The organism is Paenibacillus wynnii, assembly GCF_000757885.1.
GTDB lineage: Bacteria > Bacillota > Bacilli > Paenibacillales > Paenibacillaceae > Paenibacillus_AQ > Paenibacillus_AQ wynnii.
Genome location: NZ_JQCR01000003.1, coordinates 1,494,698 through 1,516,649, shown reverse-complemented (window position 1 = coordinate 1,516,649; position 21,952 = coordinate 1,494,698). Strand labels below are relative to the sequence as shown.

Genomic DNA, 21,952 nt, shown 5'->3' with positions numbered 1-21,952 from the left:
GAGATGCTTGCGAAGGGGGGGCCAAAAATGATTGGCCAATATGCGTTGAATCACTATTTGAACATTACCTTTTCAGATGATAAAGGGATTGCGTATCTTCAGTTTTCCAAAAAGGACGAGAATTTTTCATGTACTGTTGAAGATATTGAAGCATTTTTGAACAGCCATAATATTCGCTACGGTATACAACGTAACATTATTGAACGTCTTGCTAGTCATCCTGAGGAATATTTTTTCAATAAAGTATCTATTGCCGTCGGAGATACACCTATTCAGGGAACTGATGGACAAGTTGTTATGGCTGTTTCTCTGGAAGAGGAAGTAGATCGGAAACCCCTGGAGAAAGCAGATGGAAAGGTCGATTACAAGGATTTAATCAGGCTGAGTAATGTTCGTAAAGGTCAATTGATTGCAAAAATAATTCCTCCGCAGCCGGGAACACCGGGGAAAACGGTGACGGGTGAGGAAATACCAAGCAGAGTGGGTAAAGAATCCCATTTTAAAATTGGCAAAAATGTACTTGTAGATAATAATCAAATCTCCTTATACGCGGCCATAGATGGACTTATTACGTTAACGGAAAAGGGTAAGATCAATGTATTTCCTATTTATGAGATTAACGGGGATGTTGATTACAGCGTTGGCAATATTGATTTCGTGGGTACAGTTGTTGTTCGGGGAAATGTTCTCACCGGATTTACTGTGAAGTCGGATGGAGATATTCGGGTTGTTGGTGGCGTGGAAGGGGCAGAGTTGATTGCCGGGGGATCCATTGAGATTACTGGTGGTATTATCGGGTACAACAAAGGTCACGTGAGTGCTGGGGGGAATGTAAAAGTCTCCTTCATTCAAGAAGGCAATGTTATGGCGGGTGAAGATGTAATTGTGTCCCAAAGCATTATGCATTCCAACATTCGTGCTGGACGAGATGTATTATGCAACGGTACGAAGGGGTTGATTGTCGGCGGGATCATTCAGGCCGGAGATAAAGTCGTAGCACGAACCATTGGCAATACGATGTCGACAACAACCGCTGTTGAAGTGGGTGTTCTTCCTGAAATGAGGAATGAAATCAATGATCTTCGGCATCAACTGCGAATATTGCTTGAGAATACTGACAAAACAGCCAAAGCTCTCTATCTTTTAAATCAACTAGCAAATAACGGTCAACTTTCTCCTGATAAAATGGAGCTGCGAGTAAAGCTTAATGCTACTAAACAGTCCCATACACGAGAAGAAGCAGCCATTAAGTCCCGCATACTTGAAATTGAAAGAATGCTTGAAGACACAGGAAAAGCCAAAGTAGAAGTAATCAAGACTATTTATGGCGGTTCAAAAATAGTAATCGGCAGATATACTAGATTCATTAAAGATCCGACGGAAAGAGTTATCTTTACTTATAGTGATGGTGATATAAGTATACTGCCGTATATATAATCAGGTGGGCAGCTGCAGTAGCCGGCCACTATCTGCGAGAAGGGGATTGCCTTGAGTCTAAAGCCGGTGGAGTTGCAAATCGCAGTACCCCGTGCAACCGAGGCGGGGAAGCTTCAGAATGATCTTCAGCATCGTCCATCGCTGAATCAGCAGCAGTTGGCCGGGCAAAATGTGAAGAGCAGTCATGAACAGACTCAACGAAGCAGCGGAGTGGATGAGACTGCTGAAACCTCAGTTCGGGATGATGGCCATCATGAACAAGGTTCCGGTGGGAGTTCTTCATCTGGTAAAAAGGGTGAATCTACTAAGTATCGTGATGCAGAACACCCTTACAAAGGTCATAGTATTGATCTAACACTATAATAAATTACGTAAGGCAAAGGAGATCGGACACTTGCAACCATGGGTGTATATTGTGCTGTTGGGCGTCTTTGCCATCGCTTACGCACTGAAGTTGCCAGCTCGCTCCCGAGAAGGAACTGCAGAGAAGCGGAGTTTGAAAGAGACAGAGGCAGCACTTGAACTGTATGTGGCGGATATCGAGCGTGAGAATGAAGAGATGATTAGGTTGGTAAGCGGAATTAAGCAGCAGTCTTTGGAGAATCAGTCAGCTCTTCAGGAGCAACTTAACGAGTTAAGGGCGCAGTTAACCGAGCAGCAGCAAAAATCTACACATATAGAAGCACGAGTGGCGGCTGGAGAAACGGGAATGCTTCAGCTGGCTTTTTCACATAAGAAGGATAATGCAGAGAACAAACACGAACCTGTTAATGAAAAGCTACCTACCCCTCAAAGTGTCAAACCTGAGGTCCAGCCTGAGGTTCTGCCTGAGCCGATCAATTCTATTAAGATGCGGTATCCCAAATTATTTGAGCTTGATGAGCAGGGAAAGTCAATTGATGCTATCGCAAAATTGACCGGTCTCCAGCGGGGAGAGGTCCAACTTATTCTGCAACTGGCTAAACAGGAGGAATCGACGTGATCAAAAATCGTTCCTTTATGCTTGGTCTAGGTTTTGGGCTTTTATCAGGCGCGATCTTGCTTCAGCTTATGATAACTGCAGGTACAGCTCAACTTACCAAGGAGCAAGTTATAAAGGAAGCAGCAGAACTCAATTTAAAAGTAATTGCTGAGTCCGATAAGCTCCTTACAAAGGAAGAATGGGCGGCACTTGAGGAACAAGTTGTTAAACCTGGTGGAAATAAGCCTTCTCCCTCTCCAGTAGTGGAACCAAAGGCTGCTAATAGCCCCGATGATACCGTTGCGCCTTCAGCGCCGTCCACCCCGAAACAGTCAGAAGTGATCCAGCCTGACACAAGTACTATACCTGTATCTACTATAGCTCCTGTCGAATCAAATTCTCTCGGCAAGAGTGCTGTTTCCGTGCGTATTCCTAATGGCATCACCTTAAGTGAAGTCGCTGACCTTTTGTCAAAGAACGGGGTCATTCAAGATAAACAGGAATTTTTACGTGCAGCCGTCAAACGTGGGGCCACTAAAGTTATACAGTATGGGAATTATACTTTCGATACGAAAGAAAGTCTTGAGACTATCATTGATAAGTTAATAACGGTAAAGTAGGAATACATTTAGTTTGATATTCTGTGATTTTAATAAATATAGAAACAACTCGTTGCATCCATTCTTTTATTGTGATATAGTAATTGACGGTGTTAAAACACACGCCGGTTGATTTCGACAAGAGGTGCTTTCTTCTGAAGAAAGTCTTGCTGAAAGATGACGCGCGGCGGAGGAGACACACAAAAAACCATATTAGGAGGTGTGTGAAGATGGCAGTAATATCTATGAAACAGCTTCTAGAAGCTGGGGTACACTTCGGTCACCAGACTCGTCGTTGGAACCCAAAAATGGATCGTTATATCTTCACTGAAAGAAACGGAATTTACATCATTGACCTGCAAAAAACGGTCAAGAAGGTAGAAGAAGCTTACAACTTTGTAAAAAGCGTCGCTGCAGACAACGGCACAATCCTATTCGTAGGAACAAAGAAACAAGCACAAGATTCCGTAAAAGAAGAAGCTGAACGTTCGGGTATGTTCTTCATTAACCAACGTTGGTTGGGTGGTACCCTGACTAACTTCCAAACGATTCAAAAGCGTATTGATCGCCTGAAGAAATTGGAAGCTTGGGAAGAAGACGGTACCTTCGCAGTATTGCCTAAGAAAGAAGTAATCCTTCTCCGCAAAGAGAAAGATCGTCTTGAAAAATTCCTAGGCGGTATCAAGAACATGAAAGGTTTGCCAAGCGCGTTGTTCATCATTGACCCGCGTAAAGAGCGTATTGCTGTTGCAGAAGCTCGCAAATTGGGTATTCCTATCGTAGCTATCGTTGATACTAACTGTGATCCAGACGAAATCGATTATGTTATTCCAGGTAACGATGACGCTATCCGCGCTGTTAAATTGTTGACTGGTAAAATGGCTGACGCTGTTGTAGAAGCTCACCAAGGCGAAGAAACAACTACAGCTTAATAACTATCGAACTAAAACATGAACTTAAATGAAAAGGGTGGTTGGCAGGTGGATAACCTCTCACTGCCCTTTTTTTAGGATATAAGATGTAACTACAATTCATTTGGAGGTAATAACAATGGCAGTAGATGCAAAAGCAGTAAAAGAACTTCGTGAAAGAACAGGCGCAGGTATGCTTGATTGTAAAAAGGCGCTTGAAGAAGCTAATAACGATATTACTAAAGCCGCTGAATTGCTTCGTGAAAAAGGTCTTTCCGCAGCTGCAAGCAAAGCAGGACGTATTGCAACTGAAGGTACTGTAGAATCTTATATCCACGCTGGAGGCCGTATTGGCGTTCTTGTAGAAATTAACTGTGAAACTGACTTCGTTGGTAAAACAGAGCAATTCAAAGATTTCGCACGTGATATCGCAATGCAAATTGCTGCAGCTAACCCGCTTTATGTTCGTCGCGAAGAAGTGCCGATTGAAGCTGTCGAGAAAGAAAAAGAAATCTTGAAAGCTCAAGCACTTAACGAAGGCAAGCCTGAAAAAATCATTGAAAAAATGGTTGAAGGCCGCATCAGCAAATTCTACGAAGAACATTGCTTGCTTGAGCAAACCTTTGTTAAAGATCCTGACAAAACGATCTCCCAATTGTTGAATGAAAAAATCAGCACTATCGGTGAGAACATCTCTATCCGTCGTTTTGTTCGTTATGAACTTGGCGAAGGTTTGGAAAAGAAAGTCGACAACTTCGTTGAAGAAGTAATGGCACAAGTAAACAAATAAGATATCCTTTCAGCAGTAAGGGTAACTAATGAATATGATTAAGAGAAGAACGGGACACGTACACGTAGTGTTCCGTCTTTTATAAACACAGGGTATAAGAACCGCCGTTTTCCTAGTACGGTATCTAAGGGTGCTAGGGAAATGGTTAACCTGGAGCCGTAAAGCTCCATTGCAAAGTGAGGGTAAACATTTGGAACAGCCTGTATTTAAGAGAGTAGTCCTGAAGGTTAGCGGAGAGTCTTTGGCGGGACAAAACGGATACGGTATTGATGCCGTGACGATTATTTCCATCGCGGAGCAAGTCAAGGAAGTTGTGGAATTGGGTGTTCAGGTATCAATCGTTTGTGGCGGAGGCAACATCTGGCGTGGAATTGCAGGCAGTGCTAGTGGTATTGATCGTGCTACTGCAGATTACATGGGAATGTTGGCAACGGTTATGAACTCGTTGGCCCTGCAGGATGCATTGGAACAAATCGATGTACCTACCCGGGTGCAATCCTCTATCTCCATGCAGCAAATTGCTGAGCCTTACATTCGTCGTCGCGCCATTAGACATTTGGAGAAAGGCCGTGTAGTTATTTTTGCGGCAGGTACGGGTAACCCGTTCTTTTCGACAGATACTACAGCGGCGCTCAGAGCGGCCGAGATTGAAGCGGAAGTCATCCTGATGGCTAAGAATAAAGTGGATGGTGTATATTCAGCTGATCCTTTCAAAGATAGTTCTGCCGAGAAGTTTGAACAGCTAACCTATATGGATATGCTAAACAAGAATCTGGGCGTTATGGATTCCACCGCATCCTCTCTCTGCATGGATAATAATATACCGCTCATCGTGTTTGCCATTACTGAACAAGGTAATATCAAACGCGTTGTCCTTGGTGAGAAGATCGGAACGATTATTAAAGGGAGTGTAGATTAATGCCACAATCGGTCAAGAAAAATGCCGAAGAGCGCATGGAGAAAGCGATTTTATCGCTAAAGCGTGATTTGGCTTCTTTGCGGGCGGGACGCGCCACACCGTCACTGCTCGATCGCATTCAGGTTGAATATTACGGTTCTCCTACCCCAATTAATCAGCTAGCCAACATTAACACCCCGGATTCACGGACATTGTTGATCCAGCCTTGGGATAAAACATCGGTTTCTGACATCGAACGTGCGATTATGAAGTCTGATCTTGGGCTAACCCCTGCTAATGATGGAACTACAATTCGTCTATCTATTCCTGCTCTTACGGAAGAGCGCCGTACCGATCTTGTGAAATTCACGAAAAGATTCGGTGAAGAGGCGAAGGTAGCCATCCGAAATATTCGCCGTGATGCTAACGACGATATTAAGAAGATGGAGAAAAACGGTATTTCAGAAGATGAATCCCGTGGACATCAGGAAGAAATTCAAAAGACAACGGATAAATTTATTGCCGAAGTCGATAAGGTGCTCTTAGCCAAAGAAAAAGAAATTATGGAAGTATAAAGAATTCAAGAGACTAAAAGCCCCTCCGTTTATTGGTGGGGTTTGTCTCTTTCTGATAAGAGCTTGGAGGAAACGGAAATGATCAAACGGGTTCAATCTTGGCTGAACCGGGAAGACCGGCAGACGCCGGTCGAGATTTCACCGGATAATATTCCCCGGCATGTTGCGATTATTATGGACGGCAACGGCCGCTGGGCCAAACGTCGGGGATTACCGCGCATTGTCGGTCATCAGAACGGGATGAAGGCGGTGAAACGCGCTACAATCGCCGCGGATGAGCTGGGTATTCAGTACTTAACGATGTATGCATTCTCGACCGAAAATTGGAAGCGTCCCAAAGAGGAAGTTGATTTTCTCATGCGTTTACCAGAGGAGTTTTTGGCTCTTGAGCTTGATGATTTAATTGCCAAGAATGTACAGGTGAAAATGATGGGCGATGCGGATGCTCTACCATCTTTTACCCGTAGAGCCATGGAGGAAGCGGTAGCTCGGACGGAAAACAATACGGGACTTATCTTAAATTTTGCTTTGAATTACGGTGCTCGCAAAGAGCTTGAAGATTGCATGCGGGCTATGGGTGAGGATATTCAAGCAGGTTTGCTGTCACCGGAACAGATTACAGCCGATTTAATTGATAGCCGACTGTTATCGGGAGGCCTACCTGACCCTGATCTGCTTATTCGGACAAGTGGAGAGATGCGGCTCAGCAATTTCATGCTTTGGCAGCTTGCCTATAGCGAACTCTGGTTTACAGATGTGCTTTGGCCGGAATTCAACAAAGAGCATTTGCTGGAGGCTGTGGCTGAATACCAGCGCCGTTCACGCCGTTATGGTGGACTGAAGTAGCCCGATAGGAGATGGAACCCTTTGAAGCAACGATTAATAACCGGTATTGTGGCCGGAGTTTTGTTTTTAGGTTTATGCTTGCTTGGTGGCTGGTGGTATCAGCTTTTGCTGATTGGGATGGCATTAATCGGGTACTATGAGTTCGTAAAAATGACAGGTACGCCTTCTTTTAGCAAAACTGCTATTATAGGATATTTAGGCATCCTGTATTTCATGGCGCCATGGAACTTGCTTGACCTAACCCCACCGGTTTCTTTGGAACGTGTGATATGGCTGTTGCTTTTCCTTTTTCTATTAATCACAGTGTTTACCAAGAATAAAATGGATATTCGCACTACCTCGTTACTTTTTATCGGTATTTTATACGTTGGTATGGGTTTTTCTTATATGGCTTTATCCCGTGCTTCTAATGATGGTCATGGTCTTATGTGGACGTTCTTATTATTGTCCTGTATTTGGGGCAGTGATGCCGGAGCTTATTTTGTAGGTAGAAAATGGGGGAAGAACAAGCTTTGGCCAGCTATCAGCCCTAACAAAACGGTTGAAGGCGCCGTAGGTGGGGTTCTTATATCTATAGTTATCTCCGTCATATTTGCCATTATCGTTCCTGATCTGCTGACGGTTGGCCGGGCATTTCTAATCGGTCTCTCGTGCGCCTGTGTGGGCCAGCTTGGAGATCTTGTTCAATCAGCCTATAAACGGATATACGGCATCAAAGACTCGGGATCACTCCTGCCCGGGCATGGCGGTATTCTGGATCGCTGTGACAGCTGGATTATCGTATTTCCGTTCGTACATATTATTATGCTTATGCCATACTATTAACGGAGGAAGTAGGTACACCTGTGAAAAAAATCAGTGTTCTCGGCTCTACGGGTTCGATTGGCACACAGACACTGGATGTTGTGGCCATGCACCCCGATGCTTTTGAAGTTGACGGTTTGGCGGCGGGAAGCAATGTCGGATTACTGCTTGAGCAGATCAAACGGTTCAAACCCCGGCGTGTCTCCGTGGCAACACCTCAATTAGCCGATGAGATCAGATCCAGCTTGCCTGCCGGTATAGAACTTTTCAGCGGGAATGAAGGTCTGGTAGAGGTTGCTGCAGGCGGTGACGCTAACACGGTTGTAACAGCAGTCGTGGGTAGTATTGGGCTCCAATCTACAATGGCGGCTATTGAAGCTGGCAAGCATATTGGACTAGCTAACAAGGAAACCCTTGTAACGGCTGGGCATCTGGTAACGGAACTTGCTGCCCGTAAGGGAGTTTCTTTACTGCCTATCGATAGCGAGCATTCAGCTATATTTCAATGCTTGAATGGGGAAAACCGTGAGGATGTTGCAGGTATCACGCTTACGGCTTCCGGCGGGTCTTTTCGTGATTACAGCCGGGAGCAGCTTAAGAATGTAACGGTGGAGGAAGCACTGCGTCATCCCAATTGGGCTATGGGATCCAAAATTACGATTGATTCCGCTACAATGGTAAATAAAGGTCTCGAGGTCATTGAAGCGCATTGGCTGTTTGGTCTGTCGTATGATCAAATCCATGTAATTCTTCATCCCGAGAGTATTATCCATTCTTATGTTGAATTTCGAGACAGCAGTATTATCGCTCAGTTGGGCAGCCCGGATATGAGAGTTCCTATCCAGTATGCATTAACCTACCCCGAGCGTTGGAACTCACCGGCGCAACGTCTATCACTGGCAGCTGTAGGGAGCCTCACGTTCCGGGAGATGGACTTCGAGCGGTTTCCGGCCCTAAGACTGGCAATTGAGAGCGGCAGGGCTGGAGGGACAGCAACAACAGCGTTTAATGCAGCGAACGAAATTGCTGTCAGCCGATTCCTTCGCTCAGAAATCTCATTTCTACGGATTGAAGAAATCATTGCGGAAATCCTTGATCGCCACATCAACGAGAGTAGTCCTAATTTAGAGCAGATACAGCATTGTGACCGAACAGTCCGTGCACTTTCTGCTAAGATATAGCGATTTCTGGTTAAAATTCCTGTTTTACCCTAATAAATAGGTTTGGACTGTTGATTCTCTTGTGCCTGATCGGAGAATAATGATAAATTAAGAGGACATACTTCGGTCTTACACCTAAAGGGGGATGTTACACTTTGGAAATGGTTCAGGTTGTTTTTTTGACGGTGCTCATGTTTTTTGTCCTTGTGACTGTCCATGAATGGGGGCATTACTATTTTGCCAAACGCGCCGGAATATTGGTAAGAGAGTTTGCTATCGGTTTCGGCCCGAAACTGTTTTCTTATAAACGCAATGAAACCCAGTTTACATTGCGGCTGCTGCCCTTTGGCGGTTACGCTCGGATGGCCGGTGAAGATCCTGAAATTATCGAGATTGGAGCCGGACAGACCATAGCGGTAAGACTCGGTCAAGATAATAAAGTGAAGAATATTTATCTGGATGCTCTCGACACCCGCAGAAATGTTATTCGCGGAGAGGCGCAATACACAGATCTGGAGAATAACTTGCAGATCAGGCTGGATGTGGATGGAGATGTTACTACTTATGAGGTTCATCCTCAAGCGATGCTTATCCGGGGAGGGCAGCAAACTCAGATAGCCCCCAAGGATCGTCAATTCGGCAGCAAAACGGTAGCTCAACGCTCGATTGCCATTTTTGCCGGACCCGTTATGAACTTCATTCTTGCCTTTGTTCTATTCGCGATTCACTTGCAAATGGTTGGAATTCCAGTGGAAAATCCGACTTATGTTAAGATAGGTGATGTTTCCCCTAATATGCCTGCTCAAGAAGCCGGATTGAAAGAGGGAGATATTGTAGAATCTATAAATGGTGAGAAGATAGGCGCCGATTACCAAAAGATGATTACGATGACTTCTGAATCTAAAGGTAAAGCCATGAAGTGGTCCATTGTAAGAGATAATCAGACCATAGATTTCACTTTGATACCACGCAGCATGGAAGGTCAGGAAGGCGGGAAGGTGGGTATAACGCCTCAACTGCCAAGTCGTTCAGCAACAATAGGTGAGACAATAACAGGATCGGGAACTGCTATGGTCAGTACGACTAAAGCAATTTTTTTAGGCTTTAAGCAGCTGATTAACCAATTCAATATGGATGACATCGGAGGTCCTGTAAGAACCTTTGAAATGACCGGACAGATTGCTAAGCAAGGTATTGAATATCTTACGTATTGGGCTGCAATTCTCAGTCTATACCTGGGCATCTTTAACCTGCTGCCGATTCCTGCACTCGATGGAAGCCGCCTGGTATTCCTTGGTGTTGAGGCTCTGCGCGGCAAACCGGTAGATCCAAGCCGTGAAGGAATGGTGCATTTTGTAGGCTTCGCGATGCTGTTCCTGCTTATGATAGCTGTAACTTATAACGATATATTACGCCTTATTAGCGGTTAATTTTGCTTTTATTCACGGGAGGAATTCCATTACATGTCTAACAACAACAACAACAAACAGTTCGTTACGGAAATTACGCCTCAGGGCGAAGATTTCTCACGTTGGTATATTGATGTTATCAAAAAAGCCGATCTGATGGATTATTCCCCGGTTCGGGGTTGTATTGTGTTCAAACCGGACGGCTTTGAAATCTGGGAGCATATCCAAGAGGAAATGAACCGTCGATTCAAAGCGACAGGACACAGAAACGCTTATTTCCCTTTGTTTATCCCGGAAAGCTTTTTCCAAAAGGAGAAGGATCATATTGAGGGCTTTAATCCGGAGCTGCCTTGGGTAACCGAAGCGGGTGGGGATAAGCTCGAGGAGCGTCTAGCGATTCGTCCGACCTCCGAAACTATGATCGGTCATATGTACTCCAAATGGATTCAATCGTATCGCGATTTGCCAGTGCTTATTAATCAATGGGCTAACGTTGTCCGTTGGGAGAAGCGTACACTACCATTTATCCGTACCAGTGAATTCTTGTGGCAGGAAGGTCATACCGCACATGAGAATGAGACCGAAGCCCGTGAAGAAACGATGCAAATGCTGGAGACTTACCGTGATTTTGTAGAAGGATATTTGGCAATTCCGGTAATTACCGGTCAGAAGACACCTTCCGAGAGATTCGCGGGAGCTATAGATACCTACTCGATCGAAGCGATGATGAAGGACGGTAAAGCTGTTCAAGCCGGAACCTCCCATTATCTAGGGACTAAATTTGCAGTCGCTTTTGATATACAATATCTAAGTCGGGATAACGTACTTGAGTATGTACACACGACTTCTTGGGGTACGAGCACGCGCTTGATCGGTTCCCTGATCATGGTACATGGTGATGACCGCGGACTGGCCTTGCCGCCGAAGGTAGCGCCAACTCAAGTGATTATGATCCCAATTGGCCCTCCTAAGACTCGTGAAGCGGTTATTGGCCGGACCGATGAACTGTTCCTCGAGTTGAAGAAAGCGGGTATCCGTGTGAAAGTGGATGATCGTGCGGATGTAACTCCAGGCTGGAAGTTCAACGAATATGAAATGCGCGGTGTACCGATTCGCCTTGAGCTTGGGCCTCGCGATATGGAGAACGGTGTCTGCGTTCTTGTGTCCCGTATCTCAGGCGAGAAGAAAATCGTACAGCAGGACAACCTTGTGGAAGAAGTACAAGCTATGCTGGAGCAGGTACACAATGAAATGTTCGAACGTGCCCTTAAGTTCCGCGAGGATCATTTCTATTCAGTAGATACATTGGATGAGATGAAAGCTTCGATGGAAGAAAAGCGCGGCTTCGCTCTTGCAGGCTGGTGCGGCTCTGAGGAATGCGAATCCAAAGTTAAGGAAGAGACGGGCGCAACTAGCCGGAATATTCCGTTTAACCCAGCCGAAACCAAGGATATCTGTATTTGCTGCGGCAAACCGGCACAGCATACTGTTGTTTTTGCCAAAGCTTATTAAGAGAGAATAAATCATTAGTATTGAACCTTATTTGTAAACTAAATGTAGCTTCTGGCAAAAGGAGTCGGCGGGCCGAAAGAACCCAATGCTTTTTGACACCGGAAGCTTTTAGTTTTTAGATAGATTCGGATAGGCCTTGCTATGTGAAGGATTAAAGGTGGGGGGAAGGCATGGAGCATAACGAGGAGAGAAGAAGAAGATTTGAGCTGCTGATGAAGCAGGGTGAGGTTCCGCCGGGACTTATTGATCCTTATTTCTTGGATGGATATATAGACCGTGTAGAGATTAGCCGGGAGAACCGGGATTGGCATATTGCCATTGTAAAAGAAACTCTGGTTCCCGCCCAAGCCTACCGTACGTTTTGCCTGAGAATGCGGGAGAAGATGCAGCATATTGCTAAAGTAAGCTTTTTGTTCACATATGATGAGAAAATAAGCAGAGCAGACATTATTCAGGAATATTGGGGTTTGTTTCTGGAATGGGTTCAGCGGGAAATCCCTTCGGTAAATGGTTGGCTGACACGCTCCACCCAAGAGCTTGAGGACCAGACACTTCTTGTAATCATGAGTGATTCTACGTCCCTAGAGCTTGCCCGCAAAAAAGGGATCGATAGCGCAATTATAAAATTTTATGCGAAGTATTTCGGGATTGCCCTAAAGGTAAAGGTGCAGATTGCGGAGAAGGACAGCCATGTTGGAGTGGTTGAAGAGTTCCAACAAGAGTTCCAGCAAAAGCTTCAGCAGGAGGAACGCGAGTTCATAGAGCAAATGATGACTTCTATTGAGTCGGAGGCTTCCGCAGAAGAGAATGACGGCAATGAAGTTGTGAAACTGCAGGTGGGTTATGATATTAAGGAACCTCCGGTTCCCATTGTCGAGATCCAAGATGAAGAGAAGAAAATTACCATTCAAGGTACGATATTTGCCCTAGACCGCAAGGAGCTGCGAAATGGCAGCACGTTATTTACTTTTAGTTTGACGGATTTCACGGATTCCCTGCAAATGAAGATGTTTGCCAAGAATAAAGAAGATTTAAAAATCATGAGCCAGCTCGCCAACGGAAAATGGGTAAGAGCGCGCGGACGGGTGGAAATGGACCGTTTTATGCAGATTCCTGAACTGATGATGATTCCTTCAGATCTGACAGAGGTGCAAGCTCCCCCAACCCGTAAGGATAATGCCCCTAAGAAGCGGGTCGAGTTCCATCTTCATACTACAATGAGTTCAATGGATGCTGTTGCCTCCATCGATGCCTATATCAAAACGGCTGCCAAATGGGGCCATCCTGCTATCGCTGTTACGGATCATGGCGGAGTTCAAAGTTATCCTGATGCGAATCATTCCTCTCACAAGAACAAGATCAAAATGCTGTATGGGGTTGAAGCCAACGTTGTAAATGACTCCGTGAACATAGTGGAGAATGCACAACCGCTTGAGCTTAGGACCGCTACCTATGTTGTTTTTGATATCGAGACCACGGGCCTTTCTATAACCCGTAACAATATTACGGAGCTCGCAGCCATCAAAATGCAGGAAGGTCAGGAAATTGACCGATACTCCACCTTCGTTAATCCGCATGAGAAGATTCCGTATCATATTCAGCAGCTTACCAATATTACGGATGAAATGGTCAGAGACGCTCCGGATTTGGAGCCTGTACTGCATAAATTTGTTGAATTTATCGGTGAAGAGAGTATTCTTGTCGCGCACAATGCCCGGTTCGATATGGGATTCATACAGGCTTCACTTATTAAGCTGGGATTGCCGCAACTAACTAATCCTTCCTTAGACACCTTAGAGTTGGCGCGGTTGCTGCATCCTTCTATGAAAAACCACAGATTGAACACACTAGCTGACAAATATAAAGTTCTGCTGGAAAGCCATCACCGTGCGATTGATGACACGATTGCGCTAGGCGGGATATTAACCGGATTGCTGGCCGATGCTGAGAAGCTGAAGGGCATGACCAGACTTGAACGCTTGAACGACTACGTGGGGAATGATTTGTCGAATACACGGCCATTTCATTGCGGGATTTATGCTCTTAATGCCATCGGCAAAAAAAATCTGTACAAGCTGATTTCTCTTTCTCATACGGAATACTTCAAACGTGTCCCCTGTATTCCTAAGTCTAAGCTGGTTGAGCTGAGGGATGGACTTTTAGTGATTTCGGGTTGTGAACGCGGGGAGTTTTTCGAGGCCGTTCTCAATAAAACAACCGAGGAAGCCATGGAGGTTGCCCAGTTCTATGATATTTTGGAAATTCAGCCGATAACCATGTACATGCATTTGGTCGACAAGGGTTTTGTGGCAAGTCCTGAGGAAATTAGAGGTGCGCTCCGTAAAGTTTGTGAAATTGGTGAAAAGCTGAACAAACCGGTTATTGCTACGGGTAACGTGCATTATCTGGAGCCCCGCGACAAGCTGTTCCGTGATATCACCATCAACGGTATTACCGGATTTAGTCCGCTGAAAGACCAACGTAAACCGGATGCCCATTTCCGTACAACGGAAGAGATGTTGGCAGAGTTCGAGTTCTTAGGTGCAGAAAAAGCCATGGAGGTTGTGGTCACCAACACGGTTGAGCTGGCTGAACGTTTTGAAGAGCTTGAGCTATTTCCGGAAAAGCTGTTTACACCGGTAATTGAGGGTGCGGATGAAGAGATCCGTGAGACCTGCTATAACACAGCTAAATCGATCTACGGTGAGGAACTGCCGGAAGTTGTTATTGCCCGGTTGGAGAAAGAATTGGCGCCTATTATTAAATTTGGATTCTCTGCCAACTATCTAATTTCCGAACGATTGGTTAAAAAATCGAATAAAGACGGCTATCTTGTAGGGTCCCGGGGTTCTGTAGGATCCTCTGTGGTAGCGACCTTCCTCGGCATATCCGAGGTTAACCCGCTTCCGGCCCATTACATTTGCGGTAATCCTGAATGCAGGCACAGCGAATGGTTTCTGGACGGTAGTGTGCCAAGTGGTTTCGATTTACCGGACAAGACTTGTCCGGATTGCGGCGGAAAGTTGAGAGGCGAAGGACAGGATATTCCTTTTGAGACCTTCCTTGGCTTTAAAGGAGATAAGGTTCCCGATATCGATCTTAACTTCTCCGGCGAATATCAACCCAACGCCCATAACTTTACGAAAACGATGTTTGGTCCGGATAACGTATTCCGTGCAGGTACGATTGGTACAGTCGCGGAGAAAACGGCTTTTGGTTTTACCAAGAAATATGAAGAGCTTCACCAGAAACGGTGGCGTGGTGCGGAGATCGGCCGTCTGGCGGCAGGCTGTACAGGGGTTAAGCGCAGTACGGGACAGCATCCCGGCGGTATTGTGGTTCTGCCAGATTATATGGAGATTGAAGATATCACACCTGTTCAGTATCCTGCGGATGATGTCAATTCCGAGTGGAAAACGACACATTTTGACTATCACGCCTTTGATGCCAACCTGTTGAAGTTAGATATACTCGGGCATGATGATCCTACTATGATGCGTATGCTTCAGGATTTGACGGGTGTTGATCCTACGACAATCCCAATGAATGACCCCAAAGTTATGAGTATGTTCAACTCTACCGAGTCACTGGGTGTGAGACCTGAACAAATTCGCACGCCTGTTGCTACCTATGGTGTACCGGAGATGGGGACGCGTTTCGTACGTCAGATGCTTGTAGAAGCACAGCCGGCTACCTTTGCTGACTTACTGCAAATATCGGGGCTGTCCCATGGAACGGGTGTTTGGCTAGGGAATGCACAAGAACTTATTAAGAATAATACCTGTAATATCAAAACCGTTATCGGCTGCCGCGACGATATCATGCTTTTCTTAATTTATAAGGCGGGTATGGATGCAGGTCTGGCCTTTAAAATTACCGAGAGTGTGCGTAAAGGTAAAGGTTTGTCTGCCGAATGGATCGAGGAAATGAAGAAATGCAAGGTTCCGCAATGGTACATTGATTCTTGCCTTAAGATCCAGTACATGTTCCCGAAAGCCCATGCTGCGGCTTATGTCATCTCTGCCGTTCGTACCGCTTATTTTAAGTTGTATCATCCTATCGAATACTATGCGACTTATTTTTCGGTAAGAGCAGCAGACTTTGATATCGAGCTCTGCTGTCAGGGATATGATGCTATTGCCCGGCAGATCGTTGACATTGAACAGAAGGGCTTCCAAGCCCTGCCGAAAGAAAAGGCTATGCTTCCTATTTTGGAAATGGCTCTTGAAATGACGGCACGCGGCTTTTCCTTCAAAAGCATTGATCTATACCGCTCAGATGCTACACGGTTTACGGTTGACAGTACCAGTCTCATCCCGCCATTCTCTGCCTTGCAGGGGATTGGGGACAATGCAGCTTACAATATTGCGGCCGCAAAAGATGCCGGAGAATTTCTTTCTATTGAAGATTTTCAGCAAAAATCGAAGGCTAGTAAGACCGTTATCGAGCTGCTTACCAACATGGGTTGCTTCCGCGGTTTGCCTGAAAGTAACCAATTATCACTGTTTTAAAATTAGGCAGTCAAGGGGTAGCACTTGTCAGTGCCCACGCACTATGGTATAATTTTTTTGGTAATAATGAGATAAGTCCGTTGTGTAGAGAGTGGGGAAACCCACTCTTTATCTTTGGTATATAGCAAAAGACAAGTTCGTGGAGGTTATTATCTTTTGAGCACACCCAAATCCCAAATTAAACAAACGGTAGAGCAGATGCTCGGGCCCTATCTCGACGACAATGGTTTCGAACTGGTGGACGTTGAATACGTGAAGGAAGGCTCCAATTGGTTTCTGCGTATATTCGTAGATAAAGAAGGCGGCATCGATATTGATGACTGCGGAACGATCAGCGAATATTTTAGCCAAAAGCTGGATGAGAATGATCCTATCCCTGAGGCTTATTTCCTTGAGGTATCTTCGCCGGGAGCTGAACGACCGCTCAAAAAAGCTGCGGATGTTGCAAAAGCGGTAGGCAAGGACGTGTATGTGACTGTTTATGAATCGATTCAAGGACTCAAGGAATTCGAGGGTCGTTTGCTTTCGTTCGATAACGAGGAATTGCTCATCTCCGCGGGCAAAAAACAACATGTTATACCGTATGCCAAAGTCGCCAGCGCGAGATTGGCCATTATTTTTTAACGTCTTGAAAGGGGGACCGGAATTTCATGAGTATGGATTTTATCGAAGCTATGAATGAACTGGAAAGGGAGAAAGGCATAAGTAAGGATGTGCTGTTTGAAGCCATCGAAGCTGCGCTGATCTCCAGCTATAAACGTAATTTTAATGCGGCTCAGAATGTGCGTGTTGACATGAATCGCAATACAGGTGTTATCAAGGTTTACGCCCGCAAGTTAATTGTGGAAGAGGTTCTTGATACTCGTACTGAGATTTCATTGCCGGCTGCCAGAGAGATTAATCCTCACTTCCAGCTTGAAGACATTGCTGAGCTAGAGGTAACACCCCGTGATTTCGGACGCATTGCCGCTCAAACTGCCAAGCAGGTTGTAACCCAACGCATTCGCGAAGCAGAGCGTGGACTTATCTATAACGCCTTTATAGACAAGGAAGACGATATCGTTACGGGTCTTGTACAACGTCAAGATATGCGTAATGTGTATGTTGATCTTGGCAAAATCGAGGCGGTTCTGCCATTGAACGAATTAATGCCTGGTGAAAAGTTCAAGCAAAGCGAGCGTATTAAGGCTTACATCACTAAAGTTGAAAATACGACCAAAGGGCCTCAAATTATGTTGTCCCGCAGTCATCCAGGATTATTGAAGCGTCTTTTCGAGCTTGAAGTTCCGGAGATTTTTGACGGAGTGGTTGAGATTCGTTCCGTTGCCCGTGAAGCTGGCTTTCGTTCCAAAATCGCAGTCTTCTCCCGTAATCCGGAAGTGGATCCAGTTGGTTCCTGCGTAGGACCGAGAGGGACTCGTGTTCAGACTATCGTGAACGAGCTTCGCGGTGAGAAGATCGACATCGTCCGTTATTCGGATTTGGTACAGGAGTATGTGGCGAATGCCCTTAGTCCGTCCAAAGTGCTTGAGGTTCAAATCTTTGAGCCGGAAAAAATGGCACGAGTCATTGTTCCTGATTATCAATTATCCCTGGCCATTGGTATTAAAGGTCAAAATGCACGTCTTGCTGCCAAGCTGACGGGCTGGAAAATTGATATTAAGAGTGAAACTCAAGCGGAGCAAGAATACGGCAGACCTAGAACATCAAACGATGAATTGCATCAGGATTCCGTCTCCATCGATTAATGAACCAAGTTGGCGGGAGGTGCAGGTATGAAACAAAGAAAGGTGCCATTACGTAAATGTGTTGCCAGCCAGGAGATGATGCCTAAGAAAGAGCTGATTCGAGTGGTTAGGACGCCGGAGGGCGAAGTGCTGATTGATCTGACCGGCAAAAAGTCGGGACGTGGCGCTTATATCTGCGGCAAGCTGGAATACTTTAAGCTGGCACAAAAAACAAAAGCGCTTGACCGCGCGCTTAAATGTCAGGTCAGTCCGGAAATTTATGCTCAGCTAACCAGGGATTTCACATCCGTGGAAGAGCAGTTTTTGGCAACAAAGGATAGTGAGGATAATGAGTAAAGCACTTTCTTATTTGGGGCTTGCCATGCGTGCAGGAAAGATAGTAACAGGTGACGAGGCAGTGCTGAAATCGGTGCGGTCTTCGGAAGCGAAGCTAGTTATTCTTGCAGGTGACGCTTCAGATAACACACAAAAGAAGTTCCGTGATAAATGCGGAACCTACGATATTCCACTAGTAATCGCATTTCATCGAGATGAACTCGGTGCAAGTATTGGTAAGGATCAGCGAGTTGTGCTGGCCATTACGGATAAAGGATTCGCGGAAATGATCTCCAAGCAACTCGGAGATACTGTCGGAGGTGGATTTATTGAGTAAAGAGGACAATAAGGATAAACTGCGTGTTTATGAGTACGCAAAATCACTGAATATGAGCAGTAAAGAAATCATTACGATTCTGAAGCGTTTGGATGTCCCGGTGAACAATCATATGAGTGTCATGGAGAATGGTTCCGTGAACAAAGTAGAGCAGTTCTTCAAGGATGTTAAATCAAATGCAGCAGCTAAGCGAGACAGCGGTCCAAGCAGTCGCCCGGTGAATACCAGTGCGCCAGCAGCCGACTCCGCCAAGGCTCAGAATGTTAACCAAAATCAACCGGAAAAGCAGGTAGGTATGAACAGTAACCCAAACAACAACCCATCGACGACGTCTCCTAGGCCCCAAAGCGGACAAGATTCCCGCAGCACACAAACAACAGCAGGCTCTACCCAGAACGCACGCCCGCAACAAAGCGGAGCACCGCGTCCAAGCAATACTGGTGGAAGCCGTCCGCAAGGCAGCACCAGCAGCACAGGTGGAAGCCGTCCACAAGGCAGCAACACCAGCAGTAACCGTCCGCAAAGCGGAACGGGTGGAAGCCGCCCGCAAGGCAGCACTGGAACTCGTCCACAAAGCAGTACTGGCGGCAGCCGTCCACAAGGCGGCACTAGCAGTACTGGCGGCAGTCGTCCACAAGGCGCTACCAGCAGTGCTGGTGGAAGCCGTCCGCAAGGCAGCGCACCACGCACAGATAACCGTCCGCAAGGCGGAGCACCACGTACAGGAGCACCTAGCACTCCTCGTCCGCAAGGCGCACAAGGTGGAGCACCTCGTACGGGTGACCGTCCACAAGGAGCAGGTCAAGGCGGCGGAGATTTCTCACGCGGCACAGGTACTGGGGACAGAGGTCCTAAGAAGACTGCAACAGGCGGCAGACCGGGCCCGAACCAAGGTGGTCAAAGACGTTTTGACGATGGTAAAGGCGGTAACTACCGTGGACGCGGCGGCAAAAATGGCCGTGGTAAGAATCAACAAATGGAACGTCGCGAGAAGATTGATAACACACCGAAGAAGATCATTGTTCGCGGTAGCATGACTGTTGGTGAAACAGCTAAGCTTCTGCACAAGGATGCTTCCGAAGTTATCAAGAAGTTAATTACCATGGGTGTTATGGCTACCATTAATCAGGAACTTGATATCGATACTATTCTTCTTTTAGCTGGTGAGTTCGGTGTAGAAGTAGAAGTGAAGATTCCTGTAGATGAAGATAGCTTCGAAACGGTAGAAGAGAATGATATGGATGAGGAATTGATTACGCGTCCTCCGGTAGTAACTATTATGGGTCACGTTGACCATGGTAAAACAACATTGCTGGATGCGATTCGCTCTACCAATGTAACCGGCGGCGAAGCGGGCGGAATTACACAGCATATCGGTGCCTACCAAGTCGAAATTAACCATAAAAAAATCACGTTCCTCGATACACCGGGTCACGAAGCGTTTACCGCTATGCGTGCTCGTGGAGCGCAGGTTACGGATATGACTATCATCGTAGTAGCAGCTGATGACGGCGTTATGCCACAGACAGTAGAAGCTATTAGCCATGCCAAAGCAGCGGGATTGCCAATAATAGTAGCTGTCAACAAAATTGATAAGCCGGGCGCAGATCCTGACAAAGTGAAGCAAGAGCTTACTAAATATGAGCTGGTTCCGGAAGAGTGGGGCGGCGATACTATCTTCGTAAACTTGTCTGCTAAGCAGCGTACAGGTCTGGAAGATTTGCTAGAGATGATATTGCTCGTAGCCGAAGTTAATGAATACAAAGCGAACCCTGACAAACGGGCGCGCGGTACCGTTATTGAAGCAGAGCTTGATAAGAATCGTGGACCTGTAGCGCGTATCCTTGTGCAGCACGGAACACTTAGAGTCGGAGATGCCTTTGTTGCAGGTAACTGCTTCGGACGTGTTCGGGCAATGGTGAATGATAAAGGCCGTAAGATTAAGGAAGCGGGACCTTCTACTCCAGTAGAAATTACTGGTTTGACTGAAGTGCCGCAAGCTGGAGATCCGTTTATGGCTTTCGAAGACGAGCGTAAAGCTCGTGCGATAGCCGACAGACGTTCGACTACTCAGCGCCAATCTGAGCTGAACATCAACACCCGTGTAACTCTGGATGACTTGTTCAAGCATATCAAGGACGGCGAAATTAAGGATCTGAACGTTATTATTAAAGGGGACGTACAGGGTTCTGTTGAAGCTCTGAAAGGCTCCTTGGCCAAAATCGAAGTGGAAGGCGTACGCGTGAAGATTCTTCACAGCGGAGCGGGTGCTATTACCGAATCCGATATCGCGCTAGCAGCTGCTTCTAATGCTATTGTAATCGGCTTTAACGTTCGTCCGGATGCTCAGACTAAAGCAGCGGCTGACCAAGAGAAGGTCGATGTTCGTCTACACCGTATTATCTACAATGTTATTGAAGAAATTGAGCATGCTATGAAAGGGATGCTTGATCCTATCTTCAAAGAAAATGTTATCGGACACGCCGAAGTGCGTAATGTCTTTACAATCAGCAAAGTGGGTACCATCGCTGGCTGTATGGTTACTTCCGGTAAAATTGCCCGTAATGCCGAAATGCGCTTGATCCGCAGCGGAATCGTTGTATTCGAAGGTAAGATTGACACCTTGAAACGTTTCAAAGATGATGCAAAAGAAGTGGCGCAGGGTTATGAATGTGGTATTACTTTGGAACGTTATAATGATGTCAAAGAAGGCGACATTATCGAAGCGTTCATTATGGAAACTGTTGAGCGCTAAGCAAAGAGGTGAACAAAAATGTCTAAAATCAGAGCTGGTCGGGTAGGCGAACAAATTAAGAAAGAACTTAGTTTGCTTATTCAAAAAGAACTAAAGGACCCACGCATTGGTTTCGTAACAGTAACCGGTGTAGACGTAACCAACGATCTATCGCAGGCTAAAGTATACCTGAGCGTGTTGGGGGACGACGAACAAAAAGCTAACTCACTCAAGGCTATAGAGAAGGCCCATGGCTTTCTCCGTTCTGAGCTGGGTAAAGCGATCCGACTCCGGCATACACCGGAACTGACCTTCAAGACTGATGAGTCTGTTGCTTATGGCAGCCATATCGAAAAGCTGCTCGGACAAATCGGAAAGAACGAAGAAAGCTAGGCAACATAAAGG

Annotated in this window: 20 protein-coding genes; all 20 read left to right on the top strand. The window is 46.0% G+C overall.

Translation table 11 applies throughout. From position 1 onward, the window contains the following. The first annotated feature begins 27 nt into the window (after positions 1-27). The 20 genes from PWYN_RS22325 to rbfA all read left to right on the top strand — a co-directional run bounded on the left by PWYN_RS22325 (position 28) and on the right by rbfA (position 21,940). The gene (locus PWYN_RS22325) at positions 28-1,437 is read left to right on the top strand and encodes a DUF342 domain-containing protein (RefSeq protein WP_036656436.1); all 1,410 of its coding nucleotides are present in this window, start codon (positions 28-30) and stop codon (positions 1,435-1,437) included. Positions 1,438-1,488: 51 nt separating this feature from the next. Beyond that, a complete protein-coding gene (locus PWYN_RS22320) occupies positions 1,489-1,800 on the top strand; it encodes a hypothetical protein (protein ID WP_036656435.1) in 312 nt (103 codons plus the stop codon). A 31-nt stretch (positions 1,801-1,831) separates the two neighbouring features. Beyond that, a complete protein-coding gene (locus PWYN_RS22315; protein ID WP_036656432.1) occupies positions 1,832-2,419 on the top strand; it encodes a hypothetical protein in 588 nt (195 codons plus the stop codon). Next, on the top strand, positions 2,416-3,018 hold the full coding sequence (locus tag PWYN_RS22310; RefSeq protein ID WP_036656430.1) for an endolytic transglycosylase MltG: 603 nt from the start codon (positions 2,416-2,418) through the stop codon (positions 3,016-3,018). Before PWYN_RS22315 ends, PWYN_RS22310 begins: the two co-directional genes overlap by 4 nt. A gap of 209 nt (positions 3,019-3,227) precedes the next feature. Next, complete coding sequence (gene rpsB / locus PWYN_RS22305) at positions 3,228-3,929, top strand: 30S ribosomal protein S2 (RefSeq protein WP_036656428.1); 702 nt, start codon at positions 3,228-3,230, stop codon at positions 3,927-3,929. A gap of 103 nt (positions 3,930-4,032) precedes the next feature. Then, on the top strand, positions 4,033-4,698 hold the full coding sequence (gene tsf / locus PWYN_RS22300) for a translation elongation factor Ts (protein WP_476703795.1): 666 nt from the start codon (positions 4,033-4,035) through the stop codon (positions 4,696-4,698). A 190-nt stretch (positions 4,699-4,888) separates the two neighbouring features. Then, complete coding sequence (pyrH, locus tag PWYN_RS22295) at positions 4,889-5,617, top strand: UMP kinase (protein ID WP_036659083.1); 729 nt, start codon at positions 4,889-4,891, stop codon at positions 5,615-5,617. Continuing rightward, complete coding sequence (gene frr, locus PWYN_RS22290) at positions 5,617-6,171, top strand: ribosome recycling factor (RefSeq protein WP_036656423.1); 555 nt, start codon at positions 5,617-5,619, stop codon at positions 6,169-6,171. Before pyrH ends, frr begins: the two co-directional genes overlap by 1 nt. Before the next feature lie 78 nt (positions 6,172-6,249). Then, complete coding sequence (locus tag PWYN_RS22285; RefSeq protein ID WP_036656421.1) at positions 6,250-7,017, top strand: isoprenyl transferase; 768 nt, start codon at positions 6,250-6,252, stop codon at positions 7,015-7,017. A 21-nt stretch (positions 7,018-7,038) separates the two neighbouring features. Next, on the top strand, positions 7,039-7,842 hold the full coding sequence (locus PWYN_RS22280; RefSeq protein ID WP_036656420.1) for a phosphatidate cytidylyltransferase: 804 nt from the start codon (positions 7,039-7,041) through the stop codon (positions 7,840-7,842). Between the two features lie 20 nt (positions 7,843-7,862). Beyond that, positions 7,863-9,002 (top strand): 1-deoxy-D-xylulose-5-phosphate reductoisomerase, encoded by a 1,140-nt coding sequence (locus PWYN_RS22275; RefSeq protein WP_036656418.1) that lies wholly within the window; start codon positions 7,863-7,865, stop codon positions 9,000-9,002. A gap of 134 nt (positions 9,003-9,136) precedes the next feature. Continuing rightward, positions 9,137-10,411 carry an RIP metalloprotease RseP gene (gene rseP, locus PWYN_RS22270; RefSeq protein ID WP_036656414.1) on the top strand — a complete coding sequence of 425 codons (1,275 nt, stop codon included), beginning with the start codon at positions 9,137-9,139 and terminating at the stop codon, positions 10,409-10,411. A gap of 33 nt (positions 10,412-10,444) precedes the next feature. Continuing rightward, entirely contained in the window at positions 10,445-11,902 is a 1,458-nt protein-coding gene (proS, locus tag PWYN_RS22265) for a proline--tRNA ligase (RefSeq protein WP_036656412.1), read from the top strand. A 170-nt stretch (positions 11,903-12,072) separates the two neighbouring features. Further along, a complete protein-coding gene (locus PWYN_RS22260; protein WP_036656410.1) occupies positions 12,073-16,413 on the top strand; it encodes a PolC-type DNA polymerase III in 4,341 nt (1,446 codons plus the stop codon). Positions 16,414-16,569: 156 nt separating this feature from the next. Then, positions 16,570-17,037, top strand: a complete 468-nt coding sequence (rimP, locus tag PWYN_RS22255; protein ID WP_036656408.1) for a ribosome maturation factor RimP — start codon at positions 16,570-16,572, stop codon at positions 17,035-17,037. Between the two features lie 26 nt (positions 17,038-17,063). Further along, a complete protein-coding gene (nusA, locus tag PWYN_RS22250) occupies positions 17,064-18,161 on the top strand; it encodes a transcription termination factor NusA (protein ID WP_036656406.1) in 1,098 nt (365 codons plus the stop codon). A 27-nt stretch (positions 18,162-18,188) separates the two neighbouring features. Then, positions 18,189-18,497, top strand: coding sequence for an RNase P modulator RnpM (rnpM, locus tag PWYN_RS22245; RefSeq protein WP_036656403.1), 309 nt, complete (start codon positions 18,189-18,191; stop codon positions 18,495-18,497). Next, positions 18,490-18,813, top strand: coding sequence for a YlxQ family RNA-binding protein (locus PWYN_RS22240; protein WP_036656401.1), 324 nt, complete (start codon positions 18,490-18,492; stop codon positions 18,811-18,813). Before rnpM ends, PWYN_RS22240 begins: the two co-directional genes overlap by 8 nt. Next, complete coding sequence (gene infB, locus PWYN_RS22235) at positions 18,806-21,568, top strand: translation initiation factor IF-2 (RefSeq protein WP_036656399.1); 2,763 nt, start codon at positions 18,806-18,808, stop codon at positions 21,566-21,568. The genes PWYN_RS22240 and infB overlap by 8 nt, the downstream gene beginning before the upstream one ends. Before the next feature lie 18 nt (positions 21,569-21,586). Next, positions 21,587-21,940 carry a 30S ribosome-binding factor RbfA gene (gene rbfA / locus PWYN_RS22230; protein ID WP_036656397.1) on the top strand — a complete coding sequence of 118 codons (354 nt, stop codon included), beginning with the start codon at positions 21,587-21,589 and terminating at the stop codon, positions 21,938-21,940. Positions 21,941-21,952: the final 12 nt, after the last annotated feature.

What these genes read in the sequence shown, in the direction of transcription:
- PWYN_RS22325 (WP_036656436.1), top strand. Translation starts at nt 28, where the DNA reads ATGATTGGCCAATATGCGTTGAATCACTATTTGAACATTACCTTTTCA.
- rpsB (WP_036656428.1), top strand. Translation starts at nt 3,228, where the DNA reads ATGGCAGTAATATCTATGAAACAGCTTCTAGAAGCTGGGGTACACTTC.
- frr (WP_036656423.1), top strand. Translation starts at nt 5,617, where the DNA reads ATGCCACAATCGGTCAAGAAAAATGCCGAAGAGCGCATGGAGAAAGCG.
- PWYN_RS22285 (WP_036656421.1), top strand. Translation starts at nt 6,250, where the DNA reads ATGATCAAACGGGTTCAATCTTGGCTGAACCGGGAAGACCGGCAGACG.
- proS (WP_036656412.1), top strand. Translation starts at nt 10,445, where the DNA reads ATGTCTAACAACAACAACAACAAACAGTTCGTTACGGAAATTACGCCT.
- PWYN_RS22260 (WP_036656410.1), top strand. Translation starts at nt 12,073, where the DNA reads ATGGAGCATAACGAGGAGAGAAGAAGAAGATTTGAGCTGCTGATGAAG.
- nusA (WP_036656406.1), top strand. Translation starts at nt 17,064, where the DNA reads ATGAGTATGGATTTTATCGAAGCTATGAATGAACTGGAAAGGGAGAAA.
- rnpM (WP_036656403.1), top strand. Translation starts at nt 18,189, where the DNA reads ATGAAACAAAGAAAGGTGCCATTACGTAAATGTGTTGCCAGCCAGGAG.
- PWYN_RS22240 (WP_036656401.1), top strand. Translation starts at nt 18,490, where the DNA reads ATGAGTAAAGCACTTTCTTATTTGGGGCTTGCCATGCGTGCAGGAAAG.
- rbfA (WP_036656397.1), top strand. Translation starts at nt 21,587, where the DNA reads ATGTCTAAAATCAGAGCTGGTCGGGTAGGCGAACAAATTAAGAAAGAA.